Below are 18,648 nucleotides of genomic sequence, written 5' to 3' on the forward strand. Positions count from 1 at the left end.
GTGCTACCGAACCACCGTCAGGAGTCGCACATGGGCCAGTCCGACGCGCCGGTCCACCCGTACCGGATCGGCGAGGCCGCAGCGATGCTCGGCGTGAGCTCGGACACCATGCGGCGCTGGGTGGACGCCGGCCGGGTCGCCGCCGAGCGGGACGAGCACGGCCACCGGATCATCCCCGGCGCCCAGTTGGCCGCCTTCGCCCGGGAGCTCGCCCGGCCCGAGAACGCCGAGGCCGAGGGGCGGCCGTCCTCGGCCCGCAACCGGTTCCCCGGCATCGTCACCGATGTGGTGCTCGGTGACGTGGCCGCGCAGGTCGAGATCCAGGCCGGGCCGTTCCGGGTGGTCTCGCTGATCAGCCGGGAGTCGGCGGAGGAGCTCCGGCTGGTTCCCGGAGCGCCCGCGACGGCGGTCATCAAGTCGACCAATGTGATGGTCGAACTGCGCTGACCCACCCGCCCGGGGAGAGCCGGGCGAGCGCACAACCGAACCCCGCCGACGAGAGGACCGCCACTCGATGCCCCACCCGCCGCTGCCGTCCACCCAGAGCGCCGTGTTCGCGGTCGAGGCGATGGCCGCCCGGCACGGCCGCGAGGTGCGCGCCTCCCACGACATCGGGCGCGACCAGACCTTCGCCGGACTGGTCGGCGGCCACGACCGCGCCGAAGGACTCGACGCGATCCCGCACGAGGCCCTGCTGGAGATCACCGGCTGCCCCGGGCTCACCGTCCGGCTCTTCGTCCACGACGAGGCGGTCGTCACCGTCGAGGACATCGCCTTCGACGTACCGCGCGACAGCGTGCCCGCCTTCCTCGACGCGGTCTGGAGCGGGCTGGTCCACGTGAAGCAGCGGACCTTCCCGCCGTCCTGCACGCTGATCGTCACCGTGCCGGGCGAGCCGAGCTACCGCGAGTCCGTCACCCACCAGTACCTGTCCCCGTGGCTCGCGGGGCTGATCCGATGAGGGCCCCGATGAACCCCACCGCCGGCTCGAACGCCGCCCGTCGCCCGGTGCTCGCCGTCGCCCACCGGGGCGACCCGTACCGGTACCGCGAGAACACCCTGCCCTCCGTCGAGTCCGCGCTGGCCGCCGGCGCCGACGCGGTGGAGGTCGACGTCCGGCTCACCCGCGACGGCGTGCCCGTCCTGCTGCACGACGCGACCCTCGAACGGCTCTGGGGCGATCCCCGCGCCCTCCGCCGGGTCACCCTCGACCAGCTCGACGAGCTGCGCGACGGCGACCTCGCCGTGCCCACGCTCGCCGAGGCGCTCAAGGCCGCGGCCGCCTCCCCGGCCGCCCGGCTGCTGATCGACCTGGACGACCCGCACCCCGTCGCCGCCGCCTGGGAGGCCGTCACCGGACTCGGCGCCGAGCACCGGGTCGGCTTCTGCGGGCCCGCCACCGCGATGCTCGCCGTCCGCGCGCTCGCCCCCGACGCCGAGATCGCGCTGACCTGGAAGCAGCCGCGACTGCCCGCCCGCGCCCTGCTGGACGACCTGCGCCCGCGCTACCTCAACCCGCCGTTCGGCCTGGCCACCGCCGAGTTCACCGCCGCCGCCCACGGCGCCGGCCTCGCCGTCTCCACCTGGACCGCGGACCTGCGCCGCACCATGCGCCGGCTGCGCGCCGCCGGGGTGGACTCGATCACCAGCAACCGGATCGGCGTGCTGCGCGACGTGCTGGACGGCCGCCGGTGACCGGACCGCCCGTCCTCGGGACCCGCGCGCTCGGCCGCGCCCTGCTGGCCCGTCAGCACCTGCTCGCTCGCAGCGCCATGACGCCGGCCGCGATGGTCGGCCACCTCGGCGGGCTGCAGGCCCAGGCCGTGCCGCAGCCGCCCTACCTGGGGCTGCTCAGCCGGCTGGAGGGCTTCACGCCCGACCTGCTCGACGACCTGTTCCAGCGGCGCGAGGTGGTCCGGATCGCGCTCCACCGCGGCACCATCCACCTGGTGACGGCGGACGACTGCCGGACGCTGCGCCCGCTCGTCCAGCCGGTGCTCGACCAGGGCCTGCGCTCCGCCTACGGCAAGCGGCTCGCCGGGCTGGACCTCACCGCACTCGCCGACGAGGCGCGGGTGCTGCTGGAGGAGCGGCCGCTGACCTTCCAGCAGCTCGGCGGGGCGCTCGCCGCCGGCCGGCCCGACCGCGACCCCGCCGCCCTGGCCCAGGCCGCGCGCTGCCTGCTACCGCTCGTCCAGGTGCCGCCGCGCGGCCTCTGGGGCCGGAGCGGGGCGGCGGCGCACACCACCGCCGAGTCCTGGCTGGGCCGGCCCTTGGACCGGGCGCCCTCGCTGGACGCGCTGGCCCTGCGCTACCTGGCCGCCTTCGGACCGGCGACCGTCGCCGACCTGCAGAAGTGGTGTGGGCTCAGCCGGCTGGGCGCGGTGCTGAAGCGGCTCGCGCCGGAGCTGGTCACCTTCCGCGACGAGCACGGCCGGCTGCTGTACGACCTGCCGGGGGCGCCCCGGCCCGACCCGGCCGTGCCGGCGCCCGTCCGGTTGCTGGCGCCCTTCGACAACCTGCTGCTCTCGCACGCCGACCGCACCCGGGTGCTGCCCGAGGAGTACCGGCCGCGGGTGATGACGCAGAACGGCATCGTGCTCGGGGCGGTGCTGGTCGACGGCCTGGTCGCCGGGAGCTGGCAGCTGACCGAGGGCCCGGCCGGTGAGCGGGCGGTGGCGGTCCGTCCGTTCGCGGCGCTCGGCCGGGGTGACCGGCGGGCGGCGGAGGCGGAGGCCGAGCGGGTGCTGGCCTTCGCCGGCGGGGGCGGGGCGGTCCGCTTCGAGGAGGCCGGGTAGGTCCGGCGTTCGACCGGGCCACAGGGGTGCGAGGTGCCGTTCCCGATGGGGTGAGGCTCCGCGATTCCTCCGGGCCCGGCCGGGGCGGGGCCGGTTGAATCGGTTCTGCCGGTGGTCGGCGACGGGCGTGGACGTCCGGAAGCCGATCCCGCCGCGCGGTCGCGCCGGGCACGCCAGGGGCCGGACATAACGGGCGATCGGTCAGATCATCTGCTGAGATGGGGAAATTGGACCGGTCGAGCCAGGCGGAGGTGGACATGGTGGGGGAGCTTCCGCCCGACAGGGCTCCCGGCGAGCGGTGGGCGGACCACCGCAGGCCCTATCTGATGCTGCCGCCCCCGGTCCGGGCGGCGGCCGCCTGGTCGGTCGCGGTCATCCTCCTGATCACCGTCGCCTCGCTGGTCGTCTTCGCCCTGGTCGAACTGCGCGCGGCGACCGTGCCGGTCATCCTGGCGCTGCTCGGCACCTCGCTGCTCTACCCCGTGATGCCGTGGCTGGTCCGCCGCGGGCTCGGCCGCGGCGCCGCCGCCGGGCTGACCTGCGCCCTCCTGGTCGCCGCCGTCGGCGGGGTGATCGCCCTGCTGGTCAACTCGCTGGTGCACAGCGCCCCGCAGATCGCCGAGTCGCTCCAGGAGGCCGGCGACCGGCTCGCCGACTGGCTCGGACCGGTCGGCGAGAAGATCCGCCACGCGCTGGACAACGCCTCGGGCGAGACCAGCTCGCTGATCTCCACGGTGACCAACGGCGTGCTCTCCGGCCTCGGCCTGGCCACCCAGATCCTCACCGGCGCCGTGCTGGCGCTCGCCCTGGTCTTCTTCTTCCTCCGCGACGGTCACCGCACCCCGGAGGCGCTCCGCGCGCACCTCCCGGGCGGCGGCGCCGAGACGGTCGTCGCCTGCGCGGACCGGGCGTTCGAGGCGATGGCCGGCTTCATGCGGGGCACCACCCTGATCGCCCTGATCGACGCCTTCTTCATCACCGTCGGCCTGCTCGTGCTCGACATCCCCGGGGCGCCCGGGCTCGGCGCGCTGGTGTTCATGGGCGCGTACATCCCGTTCGTCGGGGCCTTCCTCTCCGGGACGGTCGCCGTCCTGGTCGCGCTGGCCGACGGAGGGCTGGGGACGGCGCTCTGGGCGCTCGGCATCGTCCTCGCCGTCCAGGTCGTCGAGGGGAACATCCTCCAGCCCGTGATCCAGAGCCGCACCGTCGAGCTGCACCCGGCCACCATCATGGTCGCCGTGGTGGCGGGTGCCGGAATCGCGGGCATCCTGGGGGCGCTGCTGGCCGTCCCGATCTGCGCCGCCGGGGTGGGCGTGGTCTCCGTCCTGCGCGGCACCGCGGACCCCGTCGGCCGCGGCCTGCGCGGGGCGGCTCCGGCCGGTGCGGGCGGGGGCGACCGCGAGGACGGGGACGCCGGCGGGGGCCCGGGTCAGGAGTAGGCCACCGGGCAGCCGCGCCGGAGCGCGTGCTCGGCCGCCCGCAGGTAGACCGCGGTGTAGTAGGCGGCGTCCAGGTCCTCGCTCCAGGGGCCGGGGGCGGTGGCGGCCGCGACGGCCGCCGGGCCGTCGAACCAGCGGCCCAGGTCGAGGCCGTCGCAGTGCTCGGGTATCCCGGCGGGCAGCGCGAGCCGGTCGGCGAGGCGCCGGGCGGCGGCGAGCGCGCGCCGGGCGCCGCCGACCGTCGTCGGGTCGTCGTCCTCCGACCGCGCCGGCAGGACCACGGAGTCGGCGAGGTCGACCGGCAGCAGCACCTCCCAGCCGAGCAGCGCCTCGTGGGTGTCGTCGGACCGCGCCCGGCAGAGCCGGTCGAAGCTGCCGATCGGCCGGTGGAGCTTCTCCTCGAACCGGGTGCCGGGGCGCCGCCCGGCCCGGACGGGCTCCGGACAGACGAACGGCGCCAGGCCGCGCCGGCCCAGCTCGGCGTCGACCGCCCCGGCCACCGGCCCGAGCACCTCCTCGTCGCGCCAGTCGTCGGCGGCCACGCTCACCAGGTAGATCCCCATGGCCCAGGACGGTAGACGACGCCACCGACAACGGCTGATGACGGCGTGACAGCATGGGGACGATCACGTCGCGACAGTCGAGGAGCGGGGATGCGCGGGGAGTTCGAGCGGTTCCGGGTGGCGGACGGGAAGGCCGGTCCCTACGGCATCACGGTGGGGCCGGACGGCGGTGTCTGGTTCACGCTGGTGCACGCCGGGGAGATCGGGCGGCTGGCGGCGGACGGGTCGGTGCGGCGGTTCGGGACGGGCTCCGCGGGGTCCGGACCGTCGGTGATCACGACCGGGCCGGACGGCGCGCTCTGGTACGCGCGGATGCGGGACCACCGGATCGGACGGATCGGCACCGACGGCCGGGAGCGGTCGTTCGGGCTGCCGACCGAGGCCGCCGGGCCGTACGGGATCGCGACCGGCCCGGACGGCGCGCTCTGGTTCACCGAGCTGAACGCGGACCGGATCGGGCGGATCACCGTGGACGGCCGGGTGACGGAGTACCCGCTGCCGGTGACCGGCGCCTTCCCGTCGATGATCACGGCCGGGGCGGACGGCGCGCTCTGGTTCACCCTCAACCAGGCCGGGGCCGTCGGCCGGATCACCGTCGACGGCGAGATCACCGTCCACCCGCTGCCGACCGAGGGGGCCGCGCCCGTCGGCATCGCCGCCGGTGGCGACGGTGCGCTCTGGTTCGCCGAGATCGGCGCCGGCCAGGTCGGCCGGATCACGGTGGACGGCCGGGTGACGGAGCATCCGCTGCCCGACCGGGCCGCCCGGCCGCACGCCGTCGCGGCCGCCCCCGACGGCCGGCTCTGGTTCACCGAGTGGGCCGGCAACCGGCTCGGCTCGCTCACCGCCGACGGCCACTACGCCGGGTACGAGCTGCCGGTGCCGGCCGCCGAACCGCACGGCATCGCGGTGGCTCCGGACGGCGCGGTGTACGCGGCCCTGGAACTCGGCGAGATCGTCCGGCTCACCCCCTGAGCCGGGGGCCGGTCCCGGAGCCGTCGCGGTCCGGCGGCGAGGCCGTGGAGAGCCGCGCGGTCCGCGGGGCGGGACCGGCGGGGCGGCCGGACCGTCACGGTCCGGCGCAGAGCTCCGCGGCGAGGTCGCAGAGGGCCGCGCGGTCCGGGCGGCCGGTCTTGGCGAGCAGGTTGGCCACGTGCTTCTCCACCGTGCGGGGGGAGATGGAGAGCGTCCGGGCCAACTGCTGGTTGCCGGGGCGGTCGGTGAGCAGGGCGAGGACCTCGTACTCGCGCAGCGTCACCCCGCAGCTGCGCAGCCCGGCGGGGACGGCGTCGCGGCCGCCGCGGTGCTGGGCGACGCTGGCGCCCGCCCGCCGCAGCAGGGCCCGGCAGGCGGCCGCCACCGGCTGGACGCCTGCCTCGTGGAAGTACTCCTCGGCGGTGCGCAGCCAGCCCACCGGGTCGCCCCAGCCGTCGGCGAGGGCGGCTTCGGCGGTCAGCCGCAGCGCCAGGTGGTGGGCGAGCGGGAAGGGCGCCGCCGCCGCGCGGGCCTCGTCGACCGCTCGGGCGGCGTCCCGCGGCCGGCCCTCGCGGCCGAGCAGCACGGCCTCGGCGAAGCCCAGGAACTGGCGGTTCCAGGCGAGTTCGGTGGCGGGTGCGGCCATGGCCCGGGTCAGGTCGGGGCGCTGCCAGTGGCCCTCGGCGACCTCCAGCAGCGGGTGCAGCCCGTGCCGGCCGGCCAGGTAGAAGACGTTGGGGTGCTCCTGCTCCCAGGCGAGGCCGGCCGCCAGTTCGGCCCGGGCCCCGGCGCGGTCCTCGGCGAGCAGCGCGCCGATGGCGCGGCAGAGGCCGTGCCGCAGGGGCATCAGGAAGGACTCCTCGCCGCCGGCCTGGCGGAACCGGACCAGTTCGCGCTCCATCTCCCGGCCCCGGCCGCGATGGGCGGCCAGGGTCGCCGAGCCGAGCAGCAGGTAGCGGTGCGCGGGGACGTTGTTCAGCCGGGCGGTGGCGTCCAGGCAGCGGTCGACGATCTCGCGGGCGGTCCGCCATTCGCCGCGCAGGACGGCGTTCATGGCGAGCAGGCCGTCCAGGGTCTGGGTGAGCACGATCGCGCCGAGGCCGGCGGCGGCCTCCCGGGCGCGTTCGAGGCGGGCGCCGTCGCCGGTGCGCATGAAGGCGTTGGCGCCCAGCCGCAGCAGCGCCTCCACCCGCCAGACGGGCAGGGCGTGGGCCTCGGCCACCGCGAGCATCCGCTCCAGGCAGGCGTCGGCGTCGTCGAAGCCGCGTTCGCGGGCCAGCAGGGCGAGCAACTGCCAGGCCTGGCAGGCGACCACCGGCAGTCCGCAGCGCTCGGCCACCTCGGCGGCCCGGCGGGCCAGGGCCTCGGTGCGGGCCAGCCGGGCCCGGCCGGGGTGCTCGTCGCCCGGGGCCCCGGCGGCGGTCGCGCCGCCCTCGGGCGCGGTGGGCGCGGTGGGCAGGGCGGGCGCGTGGTCGGGCAGGAGCGCCAGGTGGCCCTCGACCACGACGAGTGCGGCGTCCTGCTCGGGGCGCGGGTGCGCACCCGAGAGGGCGCGGGCGGCGGCGACCTGGGCGGCGGCCTCGGCGGCCCGTTCGGCCATCACGGCCGCCCAGGCGAGCCGGGTGTGCAGGTCGACCCGGCGGTCGGTGGCCGGGCCGCGGACCGCCGCGGCGCAGGCCGCCGCCGGCTCCGGCCGGACCGGGGGCAGCGTGCGGACCAGCTCGAAGGCCCGGTCCAGCTGGCCCGCCTCGGCCAGGGCCGGCAGCAACTGCTCGGTCACGGCGGCCCGTTCGGCGTCCCCGGCGAGTTCGTGCGCCCGCTCCAGCAGCACCACCGCCGAGCCGGCGGCGCCGGCCTCCAGCACGCGTCGGCCGGCCTCGGCGAAGTGCACGGTGGCGCCCGTCCGGTCCCCGCCGGCCAGCAGTAGGGAGGCGACCAACTGGCGTCGTTCGTCGGCGAGTTCCGGATCGGCGCGGAGGATCGCCCGGGCCGCCCGGCGGGCCACGGCGGCCCGCTCGGCCGGGGCCAGGGCGGCGGTGACGGCGGCGGCGGTGAGGGTGTGGCGGAAGGCGTAGCGGTCCGGGGCGGCGCCGTCGGGCACGATGACGTTGGCCTCGGAGGCCGACCGCAGGTGGCTGAAGAGCGTCCGGTCGTCGTACCCGGTGATCAGCTGGACGGTGGCCACCGAGAACCGGCTGCCCAGGGTGGCGGCGGTGAGCAGCAGGTCGCGCACGGGCGGGTCCAGCTGGTCGATCCGCCGGCCCCAGCTGCGGACGATGGTGCTCGGCACGCCGGTGCGCAGGCCCCCGGCCACCTCCCAGCGGCCGCCGGCCCGGTGCAGCGCGCCGCCGGCCAGCATGTCCGCGAGCAGTTCCTCGATCAGGTAGGGCGAGCCGTCGGCGCGGTCGGCCAGCGTCTCCAGGACGGCCGCCGGGACGTCGGCGGCGTCGCTCTCCAGGACGGCGGCGGCCATCGCCCGGACCTCGGCGGGCGGCAGCGGGCGCAGTTCGGTGACGGCGGCGGCACGGCGGCGTTCGGCGGCCCGGACCAGGTCCAGCGCCGGGCCCGGCTCGGCCCGCAGGGTGCCGACCAGCAGGACGGGCAGGCCGGCCAGGTTGTCGACCAGGTACTCCAGGACGGCGACCGTCTCCGCGTCGGTGTCGTGCAGGTCCTCCAGGAGCAGCACGCAGCCCGCGTCCCGGCCGAGCACGGCGAGCAGGCGCAGCAGTGCCTCGGCGAGCTCGACCACCGTCTCGGGGTACGCGCCGGCCCCGGCCGCCGAGGCCGCCGCCCCGCGCCATTCGGGCACCAGCCGGGCCAGGGCGGGCCGGTACGGGTCGAGTTCGGGGTCGGTGGGCGGGCCGGCGGCCCGGAAGCGGGAGGAGAGCGCCTCGATCAGCGGCCGGAACGGGGTGACCGTCCCGGTGGAGCTGCCGCGCCCGCGCAGGACCGGCAGGCCCAGCCCGTAGGCCTGGTAGGCGCACTCGCCGGCCAGCCGCGACTTGCCGATCCCGGCCTCGCCGAGCAGGAAGACCGCCCGTCCGGACCGCTGCCGGGCGGCGGCGAGCGCGCTGCCGAGCCGGCCGAGCTCGGCTGCCCGGCCGACGGTGATCGACGAAGTGGTCCGCATGGCCCGCAGGCTACTTGACGGCCTCTCCGATCTGTAGAGTGGTGAATCGGCCACGAAGCGAACACCTGTCCGGCACGGGCCGGTCACCGTACGGCCACATCGGCGGGACGCCGCTCCGGTCCGCCACCGGGGCGCTGCCCGGTCCCCGGTGGCGGCCGGCCGCGCCCTCAGGGGCGCACGGTCCGGCGTCGGTGGCGTGCGGCCCGTTCGCCGGGCCGTTCACGGCCGGGACGTGGCGCGCGCTGCCGGGGTGTCACGGGCGGTGCCCGGTGCCCCCGGTCGCTCGGATCGGTCCGGTCGGATCGGGACGGTCAGATCGGGACGGTCATGGTGGGGAACTCGAAGGCCGGGGAGACGGAGCCGGCGGCGGCGGACAGGAGCTGCGAGCGCAGGCCCAGCCCGCCGCCGGCCCGCAGCCGGATGTCCCCGGCGGGATGGTCCACCGCCTCCTCGGGCCGGGCGTCCGGCTGGTTCCAGGTCTGTGCCAGGTCGGTGTCGTTCATGCGGTGCGGTACTCCCGTTCGTCGGTGGAGCTCGTGGGGCCGGGTTCGGCCCGGGCGAGCGGTGCTCGCCCGCCGCGCCGCTTCGGTCGTCGTGGACGGTACACGGCGTGCGGTCAGGGGGCCGGCCTTTCGGCCGGGGTGCGGGGGCGCAGCAGCAGGGCGGGCGGCACCCGCTCGGGGAAGCCCAGCCGGAGCAGCCCGTGGCCGATCCCGGCCAGGCCGGTGAGCAGGCCCGGGTGCGGTACGGACCCGGGGGTGCCGCAGCGCGGGCCGTCCTGGTCGACGCCGGCCAGCAGCGAGGCCGCCCGGCGCACCCACGGCGTCCGCCCGGTGGCCGGGCTGCCTCGGCCGAGCAGCTCCAGTACGCCCGACTCGCCGTGGCACAGGCTCTGATCGGCCGTCGGGGCGGCCCGCGCGGTGTTGCGGACGGCGCGCTGGACCCAGTCGGCGAGCCGCCGGTCCGCGCGGGCGGACGGGCTGTCGGCCACCGCGAGGGCGATCCCGGGGCGGCCTCGGCACCAGGAGGACTCCCGGGCGCGCGCGGCCGTGGCGGCGTGCAGGGCCGCCAGGCCCGCCCGGTGGTGCGGTCCGTCGGCGGGTTCGCCGACGGTGTCCGCGTACCGCAGCAGCGCCCAGCCGGTGCCCGCCGAGCCGTGGGCGAAGCCGGCGGCGGCGGGCACCGGCAGGGCGGCGAGCCGGTCGGCGCAGTCCGTCGCGGCGGCCAGCGCCTCGGGCCGGCCGGTGGCGGTGTGCACGGCGAGCAGCGCGGCCAGGCCGCCGGCGGTGCCGCTGTGCACGCCGGGGTCGGTCTCGCGGGCGGCGGCGGCCGCGGTGAGCGCGACCGCCGGGCCGGTCCACTGCCGGATCAGCGGGTCGTCCAGGGTGCGGCCGATCTCGGTGAGCGCGTAGGCGATGCCGCCGAGCCCGGCGAAGGCGCCCGAGCCGACGGCGGCCGGCCGGTCGGGGTGCGCGCCGAGGGTGTCGAGCAGGCCGGGAACGGGTGCGAGGGTCCGGCGGGCCACCTCGGCGTAGCGGTCGGAGCCGGTGAGGGCGGCCAGTTGGGCGAGGAACAGCGCGGTGCCGGTGTACCCGCCGGCCAGGTCGGCGCCGAGCGGGCGGACCCGCCAGTAGCGGTCGGCGAGTAGCTCCAGGCCGAGCCAGTTGGTGCGGGACCGCCCCTGGTAGGCGGCCGCGACCAGCTGGTCGCCCACGCCCCGGGCGGCGGCGAGGAGCTGCTCGGGCTCGGGCGCGGTGGCCCAGACGTTCTCCGGCGCCGGCCGGCCGGGCCGGTGCGCGGGGGTCGGGGCGGCGCCGGCCATCGCGGCCCGGACGATCCACTCCTGGTCCTTGCGGTCGACCTCGCCGAGGGCCGCCAGCTTGGCCTCGACGCGGGCCAGCCCGGTCTCGGCGAGTTCGCCGGGGAGCCGGCGGCCGGTGGAGGTCCACAGGTCGCGGCTGCCGGGGCGGGTGGTGAACAGCGGGACGTCGCCGGAGCGGAGGTCGGCGAGCTCGTGGTCGGCGAGTTCCGGGCGGCCGGGGTCGGCGACGGCGTCGGTGCGCAGCAGTTCCAGGACGGCGCCCCGGGCGGCGGCGTCGCGCAGCACGTCCGGGTGGGTCGACTCGTCCAGCAGCCGTGCGTACACCCGGGTGGCGCGGGGCACCACCCGGACTTCGTCCTCGGCGAAGGAGCGCAGCAGGCCGTGAGCGCCGACGAGTTGGTGGCGACCGCCGGTGATGGCGGTGTAGCCGGCGCGGAAGCCGGTCACCAGGGCGTCGGTGTACTCGGCCGGGTCGGCGGGCGCGCCGTCCAGCCGGGGCCGGTTGCGGGCCTCGGCGAGCGGGCGGGCGCGCCGGACCAGCCGCATCTCGTCGGTGCCGGCGCCCGTCCAGTCCACGCCCTCCACCGGGGAGGTGGACCGTCGGCCGCCGCCGATGCCCGAGACGTCCACGGCGCCCTCGTCGCCGAGCAGCAACTGCGGCAGCAGGCCGACCCGGTGGACCGACTCCTCCAGGGCCCGGGCCGCCGGGTCCGGTGCCGGGCAGGCCCGGGCCGGCGGGTGGAACAGTGTCTCGACGTCCACCAGGACGGGCTGGTCCCCGGCCGCGACGAGGTTCTCGTAGTGCAGGTCGGTGCCGTCCAGGGCGTGCAGCAGCGCCAGCAGCGCGCCCTGGCGCCGGTAGAACCGCTCGACCTCGTAGCCGGTGCGGCAGGGGTGGGCGTCGGCGTACTCCGTCCAGCCGTAGTCGCCCCGGTCCAGCAGCCCGAGCGCGCGCAGCCGGGGCACGCCGGGCTGCGCGTTGAACCAGCCGAGCAGGGCGTTGAAGTGCCGGTGGGCGGCGGGCGGGCGGGGGCGGTGGACGACGGCGGAGCCGTTGGCGAAGTGCAGCACGCTGACGGCGCGGCCGCGCCGGTGGCGGTCGCCGGCCTCGGAGTCGACGGCCACCAGCGCCCCGGGGTCGGTGCCGTGCAGCAGGCCGGCGACCAGCAGCGGCCGGTCGGCGGCGAAACGGGTGAGCAGTTCGGCGTGCGCGTCGGCGGCGTCCAGGCAGGTCTGCGCGAGCAGCCGGGCCAGGACGGGGTACCTGCGGAGCAGCCCGGCGAGACCGTCGCGGCGCGCGGTCAGGGCGAGGAAGGAGCGGAACCGTTCCTGCGGGGTGGCGCCCGCGAGCCGCCCGCCGGTCCGCGCGGTGTGCAGTTCGAGGACCAGGGTGCGGGCGGCGATCCGGGCGAGGCGCCGGGCGAGGCGGGCGGTGAAGCCGGCCCGCAGGGCGGGGACGTCCAGCCGCCCGGGCCGGCCGGGGCGGTGGGCGGCGGGGTCGAGCACGGCCGGCAGCCGGACGAGGGCGCGCTCGGCGAACGGCGCCAGGACCAGGGCGAAGCCGGTCAGCCCCGGGTAGGCGGCGCGCGGCACGATCGGCCGCACGGGGGCGGCGGCGACGGCGGCCTCGGTGAACGCCGCCCAGTCGGGGCGGGCCAGCGGCCGGGGCAGACCGGGGGTCAGCGCCCGCTCCCACCAGACGGCCCGGTCCGCCCGGGCGCGCCGGACCCGGGGCGCCGGGGCGTGCTGCGGGGCCGGGGCGGGTGCGTGGAGCCGGGCCGGCGGGTCGCCGGGCATCGGAGGGTGCGGCGTCGTGGCGGCCTTGGCGGACGCCGGTGCGACCGGGCCCTGAACCGGTACGCCGCCCCCGTCGGGGTGCGCTCTGCGCACGGCGTCCACCTCTGCCACCACCGCACCTCCGATGCCGCGAGAGGGCCGCGTCGCCGTCGAAGCCGCCGCCCTCGTGCTGATCCTTGCCCTGCCCCGGCCGCCGGGGCATGGGGGACGGCCCCCCATCTTTGTGGCGCTCCGCCCGCATGATCCGGGCCGGGCGGCCCGCCCGCCGGGTGGGGTGCGCACGACCCGGGCCCCCCGGGGCCCGCGCGGGCGCGGCCCGGGCCGGCCGGCGCGCGCGCCCGGGCCCTTCGGCCCTTTCCGGCGCCGACCGCTGGCGGGATCGTGAGCGCCTGACGGGTGTGCGGGGCCTACCGGTGGGCAGACGTGACGGGACGGCGGACTTCGTGACGGGACAGGAGAGGCCTGAGGTGGGCGAGTTGGTCGCGATACAGGTGGACGAGGGGCTCGCGCGAGGGGTCGCGATCGACGCCAGGGCCCGGATCGCCGCGGTGGTGGGCGGGGCGGACGCGTTGGTCGAGGCGGTCCGGGTACGGATCCGGCCGGTCGGCGCGCGGGCGGTGCTGGCGCAGGTCAACGCCGAGGTGGACGGCCGGCGGATCCGCGTCCAGGAGGCCGCCGCCGACCGGGCCACCGCCCTGGACCGGCTGGCCGACGGGCTGCGCGCCCGGATCACGGCCGTCACCACCGGCTGGACGCCGCTGCCGTGGCCGCGCCGGGCGCCCGGGGCCGGTCTGCTCTCCGCCGTTCCCGCGCAGGGCGGCCCGTCGCGCGCCGGCCGTGCGCCGGTGGCCGCCGGGGCGGCGCCGTTCGCCGCGCACCCGTGCACCGGGTTGCCGCGCGCCGGTGTCCGGCCCGCCCTGGCGGCGTCCTCGGCCGGCCCGCGCCACATCGCGCGACGCAAGGAGGCCCACCTGGTGTGGTGCTCGCCCGACGCGGCGGCCCGGACCATGGACGCGATGGACTTCGACATCCACCTGTTCACCGACCCGGCCACCGAGACCGACGCCGTCGTCTACCGGACCGGCCCCACCGGCTACCGGCTCGCGCGCACCGGCGCCGCCGGGCCGCCCACCCGCCCGGCCGTCCCGTTCACCCTCAGCCCGGTCGGCGCACCCGAACTGACGGAGGCCGGAGCCGTCGACCGGCTCTGCGCCGCCGACCTGCCGTTCCTGTTCTTCGCCCAGCCCGGGACGCGGCGCGGCCGGGTGCTCTACCGGCGCTTCGACGGCCTGCTCGGCCTGATCGCGGCCACCTCGTGAGAGAAGGGTCCGTCCGCCACCGGCTGCGGACGCTGCGCCGCCTCGCGGGGCAGCCGCCCGGCGGCGGTCGGCCGCCGCACACCGGGGCCCCGCCGCGCCGGCTGGTGCCGATCGACCGGACCGAGGCGCTGCGGCTGCTCGGCAGCGCGCCGTTCGGGCGGATCGTCTTCACACTGCGGGCGCTGCCCGCCGTCCGCCCGGTCAACCACCTGCTGGTCGACGACACCGTGGTGATCCGGACGGACGACGCGGCGGCGCTGGGCGCGGCCACGCTCGGGGCCGACGCGGCGGGCGTGGTGGTCGCCTACGAGGCCGACGCCATCGACCCGCGGACCAGGCTCGGCTGGAGCGTGGTCGTCACCGGCTACGCCCGCCCGGTCACCGACCCCGTCCTGTTGGCCCGGTACCGGGCGTTGTTGACGCCCTGGGTGGACGCCGGGACGGACCACATCGTGGCCATCCGGCCGGAGCTGGTGACGGGCTACCGGCTGACCCCGGCCGGGGCCGCCGGCCGGTAGCGCCGGTCCGCCGCCGGTGCGGTGTCGCGGCGGCCCCCGGGGCCCCGCGACGGCGCACCGGGCTTCGGCATGTCCGGCTCCCGGCCCGCACCGGCGCCTCGGTGTGTCCTGGTCCGGGCCCCGGCGGGATCCGGCGGGCGCCGGACGCCCGCCGGAGGTCCCTGGCCCCGGCCCGGGACGGAGGCCCACCGGCCCGGGGCCACCGGGCCCAACGGCCCTGGGGCGCCGGGCCGTCGAGTTCTGATCATGGATCACCATCCATTCGCAGAACTTCGAAGGAGTGCGTCCTTGAGCGCCATCGAGGCACCGGGCGACAGCGCGCCGCCGTCGCCGTCGCCGTCGCCGTCGCCGCCGTCGCCGTCGGCCGCCCGGCCGGCCGGAGTACGGGCCCGCCGGCCCGGCTCGGCCCTGGTCAGGCTGCTGACGACCACCGACCACAAGACGATCGGCTCGATGTACCTGGTGTCGGCGTTCGGGTTCTTCCTGATCGGCGGCGTCCTGGCGCTGGTGATGCGGGCCGAACTCGCCCGGCCGGGGACGCAGATCCTCTCCAACGAACAGTTCAACCAGGCCTTCACCATGCACGGTTCGGTGATGCTGCTGCTGTTCGCGATGCCGCTGTTCACCGGCTTCGCCAACTGGATCATGCCGCTGCAGATCGGCGCGCCGGACGTCGCCTTCCCCCGGCTGAACATGCTGGCCTACTGGCTGTTCATGTTCGGCTCGCTGATCGCCGCCGCCGGCTTCGCGACCCCGCAGGGCGCGGCCGACTTCGGCTGGTTCCTCTACGCGCCGCTCTCGGACGCGATCCACTCGCCGGGCGTCGGCGCCGACATGTGGATCATGGGCGTCACGCTGTCCGGCTTCGGCAGCATCCTGGGCGCGGTCAACTTCATCACCACCATCATCTGCATGCGCGCCCCGGGCCTGACCATGTTCCGGATGTCCATCTTCTGCTGGAACGTGCTGCTCACCTCCGTCCTGGTGCTGATGGTCTTCCCGGTGCTGGCCGCCGCGCTGCTGGCGCTGGAGTGCGACCGCAAGTTCGGCTCGCACGTCTTCGACCCGGCCAACGGCGGGGCGATGCTCTGGCAGCACCTGTTCTGGTTCTTCGGCCACCCCGAGGTCTACATCCTGGCGCTGCCGTTCTTCGGGATCGTCTCCGAGGTCATCCCGGTCTTCTCCCGCAAGCCGATGTTCGGCTACGCGGGTCTGATCGCCGCCACCGTGGCGATCGCGGGTCTCTCGGTGACGGTCTGGGCGCACCACATGTACGTCACCGGCCAGGTGCTGCTGCCGTTCTTCTCCTTCATGACCTTCCTGATCGCGGTGCCGACCGGGGTGAAGTTCTTCAACTGGGTCGGCACCATGTGGAAGGGCTCGCTGAGCTTCGAGACGCCGATGCTCTGGACGGTCGGGTTCCTGGTCACCTTCCTGTTCGGCGGTCTGACCGGGGTGCTGCTGGCGGCGCCGCCGATCGACTTCCACGTCTCCGACTCGTACTTCGTGGTCGCCCACTTCCACTACACGCTGTTCGGCACGGTCGTCTACGCCATGATGGCCGGCTTCCACTTCTGGTGGCCGAAGATGACGGGGAAGATGCTGGACGAGCGGCTCGGGCGGATCAGCTTCTGGACCCTCACCATCGGCTTCCACAGCACCTTCCTGGTGCAGCACTGGCTGGGCGCCGAGGGCATGCCGCGCCGCTACGCCGACTACCTGGCCTCGGACGGCTTCACCCTCCTCAACACCGTGTCCACCCTCGGCTCGTTCCTGCTCGGCCTGTCGATCCTGCCGTTCCTCTACAACGTCTGGAAGACCGCCAAGTACGGCGAGCGCGTCACCACCGACGACCCGTGGGGCTACGGACGCTCGCTGGAGTGGGCCACCTCCTGCCCGCCGCCGCGGCACAACTTCGCCACCCTGCCCCGGATCCGCTCGGAGTCCCCGGCGTTCGACCTGCACCACCCCGGGATCGCGGCGCTGGACTTCGTGGAGAACAACGGCGAACCGGCCAAGCACCTGGCCGGCGTCACCCCGGCCCGGTACGACGTCCCCGCCCCGCGGGCCCGCCGGGCGGTGCGGCGCGGCGACGGGTCGCCGGACCGGTGACGGCCTGCTGACGGCCCGCGCCTGCTGACGGCCCGCGCCCGCCGCGGCCCGCGCCGCCCCGAACGCCGGTCCCGCCCGTTCCGCTGCCCCCGGGCGGGCGGGGCCGGTCCCACCCCTTCCCTTCCACCCGCTTCGGAGCGGCCCCCGGCGACCCGGGGGAGGCCCGCCCGGTCGAGGAGCACCCGGTATGTCCCACCCCGTCCTGGCCCTCGGTACCGCCGCGCTCACCGCGGCCGGCTGCGTCTGGTACCTGCCCGCCGTCGCCGACCTCCGGGCGGGCGAGGACCGCCCCCGGTCCGTCCGCACCGCCGCTGCGGCCTGTGTGGTCTGCTGGGCGGGGCTCGCGCTCGCCGGGGGAGTGCTGCCGGCCGTCGCCGACTGGCGGCCCGCCGCCGGGTCCGCCCTGACGGGCCTGGTCGCCGGGGCGGTCCTGCGGGTCCGCGCGTACCGCCAACGGCGTGATGAGCAGCGTGAGTCCGGGCAGCGCTGGGCGATGCTCGACGCCGGCCCCGTGCCACGCGGCCCGCACCCGGCGGCCCGGATCCTGGCGGGCTGGCTGCTCGTCGGGCTCGCCGTCGCCGCGCTCGGCGCGCTGTCCCTGCTGCTCACCGCCGGCGGGCCGTTCGCCTCCCGGCTCGGCGGAGCGGCAGCCGGCGCGGGGGTGGTCTCGACGGCGTTCCTGCTGATCGGTTTCGCCAACGCCCGCCGCCACCGGCCCTGACCGGGCGCCGCGCCGGGGCCGCACCGGCCTCGGCCGGGAGGCGCCGGGTGGGCCGTGCCGTCGGTGGGCCGCTTCGGGGCAGCCGGCCCGAATGGGGTCGTTGGGCCCTGGGCCGGCACCCTCCGGTCGGCGATGATGCGGTGGGCCCGCGGCAGTGTGCCGGGCGCGAGGAAGGTGGAGCCGCGAGATGGCGAGCGAGACGGCCGGTACCGACACCCCGGCACCGGTCAGGGTGTTCCTGCTGGACGACCACGAGGTGGTGCGCCGCGGCGTCCACGACCTGCTGGACGGCGAACCCGACCTGGAGGTGGTCGGCGAGGCCGCCACCGCCGCGCAGGCCCTCGTCCGCGTCCCCGCCCTGCGCCCCGACGTCGCCGTCCTGGACGTCCGCCTCGGCGACGGTGACGGGGTGTCCGTCTGCCGCGAACTGCGCTCCCGGATGCCCGACCTGGCCTGCCTGATGCTCACCTCCTTCGACGACGAGGAGGCGCTCCTCGACGCCGTGATGGCGGGCGCGGCCGGCTACGTGCTGAAGCAGATCAGCGGCACCGACCTGGTCACCGCCGTCCGTACGGTCGCCTCCGGCCGGTCGATGCTCGACCCGGGCGCCGCCACCCGGCTGCTCAACCGGCTGCGCAACGACGCGGCCCCGCCGCCGCCCGCCGCCACCGGGCCGGAGCTGACCGGGCGCGAGCAGGAGGTGCTGGCGCTGATCGGCGAGGGCCTGACCAACCGGCAGATCGGCGAGCGCCTCTACCTCGCCGAGAAGACGGTGAAGAACCACGTCTCCCGGCTGCTGGCCAAGCTCGGCGTGGAGCGGCGCGTCCAGGCCGCGCTGATCGCCACCGAGCTGCGCCAGTCCGCCGCCGCCCAGCCGGCCTACCCGCGCACCCTCGGCGGCGGGCGGGGATAGCCCGCGCTTCGGGACGGGGACCCGCGGCGGGACCATCGGCCCTCGCCCGGGCCCGGTCCGGCGGGTGACCATCGCTGGCATGAACCCCGATCCTCAAGCGCCGTCCGCGCCGTCCGTGCAGGTGGAACCGGAGGGTCGGCGGCCGCCCGGCCCGCCGGAGCTCGACCGGACCGGGGCGCTGGAGCTGCTGGCCGGGGCGGCGGTCGGCCGGGTGGTCTACACCGTCGGCGCGCTGCCCGCCGTGCTCCCGGTGTCCTTCCGGCTGGACGCGGCCGGCGGCGTGCTGCTGTCCGCGTGGGCCGGCTCCGAGCTGGCCCGGGCGGTGGACGGCGCGGTGGTCGCCTTCGAGGCCGACGAGTGGGACGGCACCGACGGCACCGGCTGGTGCGTCACCGTCCTCGGCCGTGCGGAGGTGCGCCCGGCCCCGGCACCGGCGACGGCCCCGGGCGACGCACCGGACCGGCACACGGATCGGGAGCGGGTGCTGATCCGGGTCGGCCCGGAGCTGGTGGTGGGCCGGCGGCTGACCACCGAGGGCTGA

At 77.1% G+C, this 18,648-nt stretch carries 16 protein-coding genes; 12 read left to right on the plus strand and 4 right to left on the minus strand.

Annotated features, from left to right (window positions below; genetic code table 11):
* Nucleotides 1-30: 30 nt before the first annotated feature.
* The 5 genes from ACZ4UX_RS05365 (at nt 31) to ACZ4UX_RS05385 (ending at nt 4,237) form a co-directional block, all read left to right on the plus strand.
* Nucleotides 31-447, plus strand: a complete 417-nt coding sequence (locus tag ACZ4UX_RS05365; protein ID WP_352292316.1) for a TOBE domain-containing protein — start codon at nt 31-33, stop codon at nt 445-447.
* Nucleotides 448-514: 67 nt separating this feature from the next.
* Nucleotides 515-961: a hypothetical protein gene (locus ACZ4UX_RS05370; RefSeq protein ID WP_465705670.1), complete on the plus strand. Its 447-nt coding sequence runs from the start codon at nt 515-517 to the stop codon at nt 959-961.
* A gap of 8 nt (nt 962-969) precedes the next feature.
* Nucleotides 970-1,695: a glycerophosphodiester phosphodiesterase gene (locus tag ACZ4UX_RS05375; RefSeq protein ID WP_465705671.1), complete on the plus strand. Its 726-nt coding sequence runs from the start codon at nt 970-972 to the stop codon at nt 1,693-1,695.
* Nucleotides 1,692-2,798, plus strand: a complete 1,107-nt coding sequence (locus ACZ4UX_RS05380; RefSeq protein ID WP_465705672.1) for a winged helix DNA-binding domain-containing protein — start codon at nt 1,692-1,694, stop codon at nt 2,796-2,798. Before ACZ4UX_RS05375 ends, ACZ4UX_RS05380 begins: the two co-directional genes overlap by 4 nt.
* A 257-nt stretch (nt 2,799-3,055) precedes the next feature.
* Nucleotides 3,056-4,237 (plus strand): AI-2E family transporter, encoded by a 1,182-nt coding sequence (locus tag ACZ4UX_RS05385; RefSeq protein ID WP_465705673.1) that lies wholly within the window; start codon nt 3,056-3,058, stop codon nt 4,235-4,237.
* Here ACZ4UX_RS05385 and ACZ4UX_RS05390 read toward each other — a convergent pair.
* Nucleotides 4,228-4,800, minus strand: coding sequence for a hypothetical protein (locus ACZ4UX_RS05390; protein ID WP_359836948.1), 573 nt, complete (start codon nt 4,798-4,800; stop codon nt 4,228-4,230). The two genes, ACZ4UX_RS05385 and ACZ4UX_RS05390, sit on opposite strands and share 10 nt — an antisense overlap.
* Nucleotides 4,801-4,890: 90 nt before the next feature.
* Here ACZ4UX_RS05390 and ACZ4UX_RS05395 point away from each other — a divergent pair, with 90 nt between their 5' ends.
* On the plus strand, nt 4,891-5,775 hold the full coding sequence (locus ACZ4UX_RS05395; RefSeq protein ID WP_465705674.1) for a Vgb family protein: 885 nt from the start codon (nt 4,891-4,893) through the stop codon (nt 5,773-5,775).
* A 94-nt stretch (nt 5,776-5,869) separates the two neighbouring features.
* On the opposite strand, the gene ACZ4UX_RS05400 is transcribed toward ACZ4UX_RS05395, so the two are convergent.
* The 3 genes from ACZ4UX_RS05400 to ACZ4UX_RS05410 all read right to left on the minus strand — a co-directional run bounded on the left by ACZ4UX_RS05400 (nt 5,870) and on the right by ACZ4UX_RS05410 (nt 12,635).
* Entirely contained in the window at nt 5,870-8,905 is a 3,036-nt protein-coding gene (locus ACZ4UX_RS05400; protein ID WP_465705675.1) for a helix-turn-helix transcriptional regulator, read from the minus strand.
* 311 nt (nt 8,906-9,216) lie between these two features.
* On the minus strand, nt 9,217-9,408 hold the full coding sequence (locus ACZ4UX_RS05405; RefSeq protein WP_465705676.1) for a hypothetical protein: 192 nt from the start codon (nt 9,406-9,408) through the stop codon (nt 9,217-9,219).
* 113 nt (nt 9,409-9,521) lie between these two features.
* Entirely contained in the window at nt 9,522-12,635 is a 3,114-nt protein-coding gene (locus ACZ4UX_RS05410; protein WP_465705677.1) for a type 2 lanthipeptide synthetase LanM family protein, read from the minus strand.
* 356 nt (nt 12,636-12,991) lie between these two features.
* On the opposite strand from ACZ4UX_RS05410, the gene ACZ4UX_RS05415 reads away from it, so the two are divergent.
* From ACZ4UX_RS05415 to ACZ4UX_RS05440, 6 genes are all read left to right on the plus strand, one after another.
* Nucleotides 12,992-13,843: a sigma 54 modulation/S30EA ribosomal C-terminal domain-containing protein gene (locus ACZ4UX_RS05415; protein WP_380385913.1), complete on the plus strand. Its 852-nt coding sequence runs from the start codon at nt 12,992-12,994 to the stop codon at nt 13,841-13,843.
* Nucleotides 13,844-13,875: 32 nt separating this feature from the next.
* Nucleotides 13,876-14,361 carry a pyridoxamine 5'-phosphate oxidase family protein gene (locus ACZ4UX_RS05420; RefSeq protein ID WP_465705965.1) on the plus strand — a complete coding sequence of 162 codons (486 nt, stop codon included), beginning with the start codon at nt 13,876-13,878 and terminating at the stop codon, nt 14,359-14,361.
* 288 nt (nt 14,362-14,649) lie between these two features.
* Entirely contained in the window at nt 14,650-16,473 is a 1,824-nt protein-coding gene (gene ctaD, locus ACZ4UX_RS05425) for an aa3-type cytochrome oxidase subunit I (RefSeq protein ID WP_465705678.1), read from the plus strand.
* A 187-nt stretch (nt 16,474-16,660) separates the two neighbouring features.
* Nucleotides 16,661-17,194, plus strand: coding sequence for a hypothetical protein (locus ACZ4UX_RS05430; RefSeq protein ID WP_465705679.1), 534 nt, complete (start codon nt 16,661-16,663; stop codon nt 17,192-17,194).
* 187 nt (nt 17,195-17,381) lie between these two features.
* Nucleotides 17,382-18,107: a response regulator gene (locus ACZ4UX_RS05435; RefSeq protein WP_465705680.1), complete on the plus strand. Its 726-nt coding sequence runs from the start codon at nt 17,382-17,384 to the stop codon at nt 18,105-18,107.
* Between the two features lie 79 nt (nt 18,108-18,186).
* Nucleotides 18,187-18,648, plus strand: coding sequence for a pyridoxamine 5'-phosphate oxidase family protein (locus ACZ4UX_RS05440; RefSeq protein WP_465705681.1), 462 nt, complete (start codon nt 18,187-18,189; stop codon nt 18,646-18,648).

The sequence above is a fragment of the Kitasatospora sp. NPDC028961 genome (assembly GCF_055564815.1).

Excerpts from the sequence above, each read along its gene's own strand:
- ACZ4UX_RS05370 (WP_465705670.1), top strand. The coding sequence starts at position 515 with ATGCCCCACCCGCCGCTGCCGTCCACCCAGAGCGCCGTGTTCGCGGTC.
- ACZ4UX_RS05385 (WP_465705673.1), top strand. The coding sequence starts at position 3,056 with ATGGTGGGGGAGCTTCCGCCCGACAGGGCTCCCGGCGAGCGGTGGGCG.
- ACZ4UX_RS05430 (WP_465705679.1), top strand. The coding sequence starts at position 16,661 with ATGTCCCACCCCGTCCTGGCCCTCGGTACCGCCGCGCTCACCGCGGCC.
- ACZ4UX_RS05375 (WP_465705671.1), top strand. The coding sequence starts at position 970 with ATGAACCCCACCGCCGGCTCGAACGCCGCCCGTCGCCCGGTGCTCGCC.
- ACZ4UX_RS05440 (WP_465705681.1), top strand. The coding sequence starts at position 18,187 with ATGAACCCCGATCCTCAAGCGCCGTCCGCGCCGTCCGTGCAGGTGGAA.
- ACZ4UX_RS05400 (WP_465705675.1), bottom strand. The coding sequence starts at position 8,905 with ATGCGGACCACTTCGTCGATCACCGTCGGCCGGGCAGCCGAGCTCGGC.
- ACZ4UX_RS05435 (WP_465705680.1), top strand. The coding sequence starts at position 17,382 with ATGGCGAGCGAGACGGCCGGTACCGACACCCCGGCACCGGTCAGGGTG.
- ACZ4UX_RS05405 (WP_465705676.1), bottom strand. The coding sequence starts at position 9,408 with ATGAACGACACCGACCTGGCACAGACCTGGAACCAGCCGGACGCCCGG.
- ACZ4UX_RS05390 (WP_359836948.1), bottom strand. The coding sequence starts at position 4,800 with ATGGGGATCTACCTGGTGAGCGTGGCCGCCGACGACTGGCGCGACGAG.
- ACZ4UX_RS05395 (WP_465705674.1), top strand. The coding sequence starts at position 4,891 with ATGCGCGGGGAGTTCGAGCGGTTCCGGGTGGCGGACGGGAAGGCCGGT.
- ACZ4UX_RS05365 (WP_352292316.1), top strand. The coding sequence starts at position 31 with ATGGGCCAGTCCGACGCGCCGGTCCACCCGTACCGGATCGGCGAGGCC.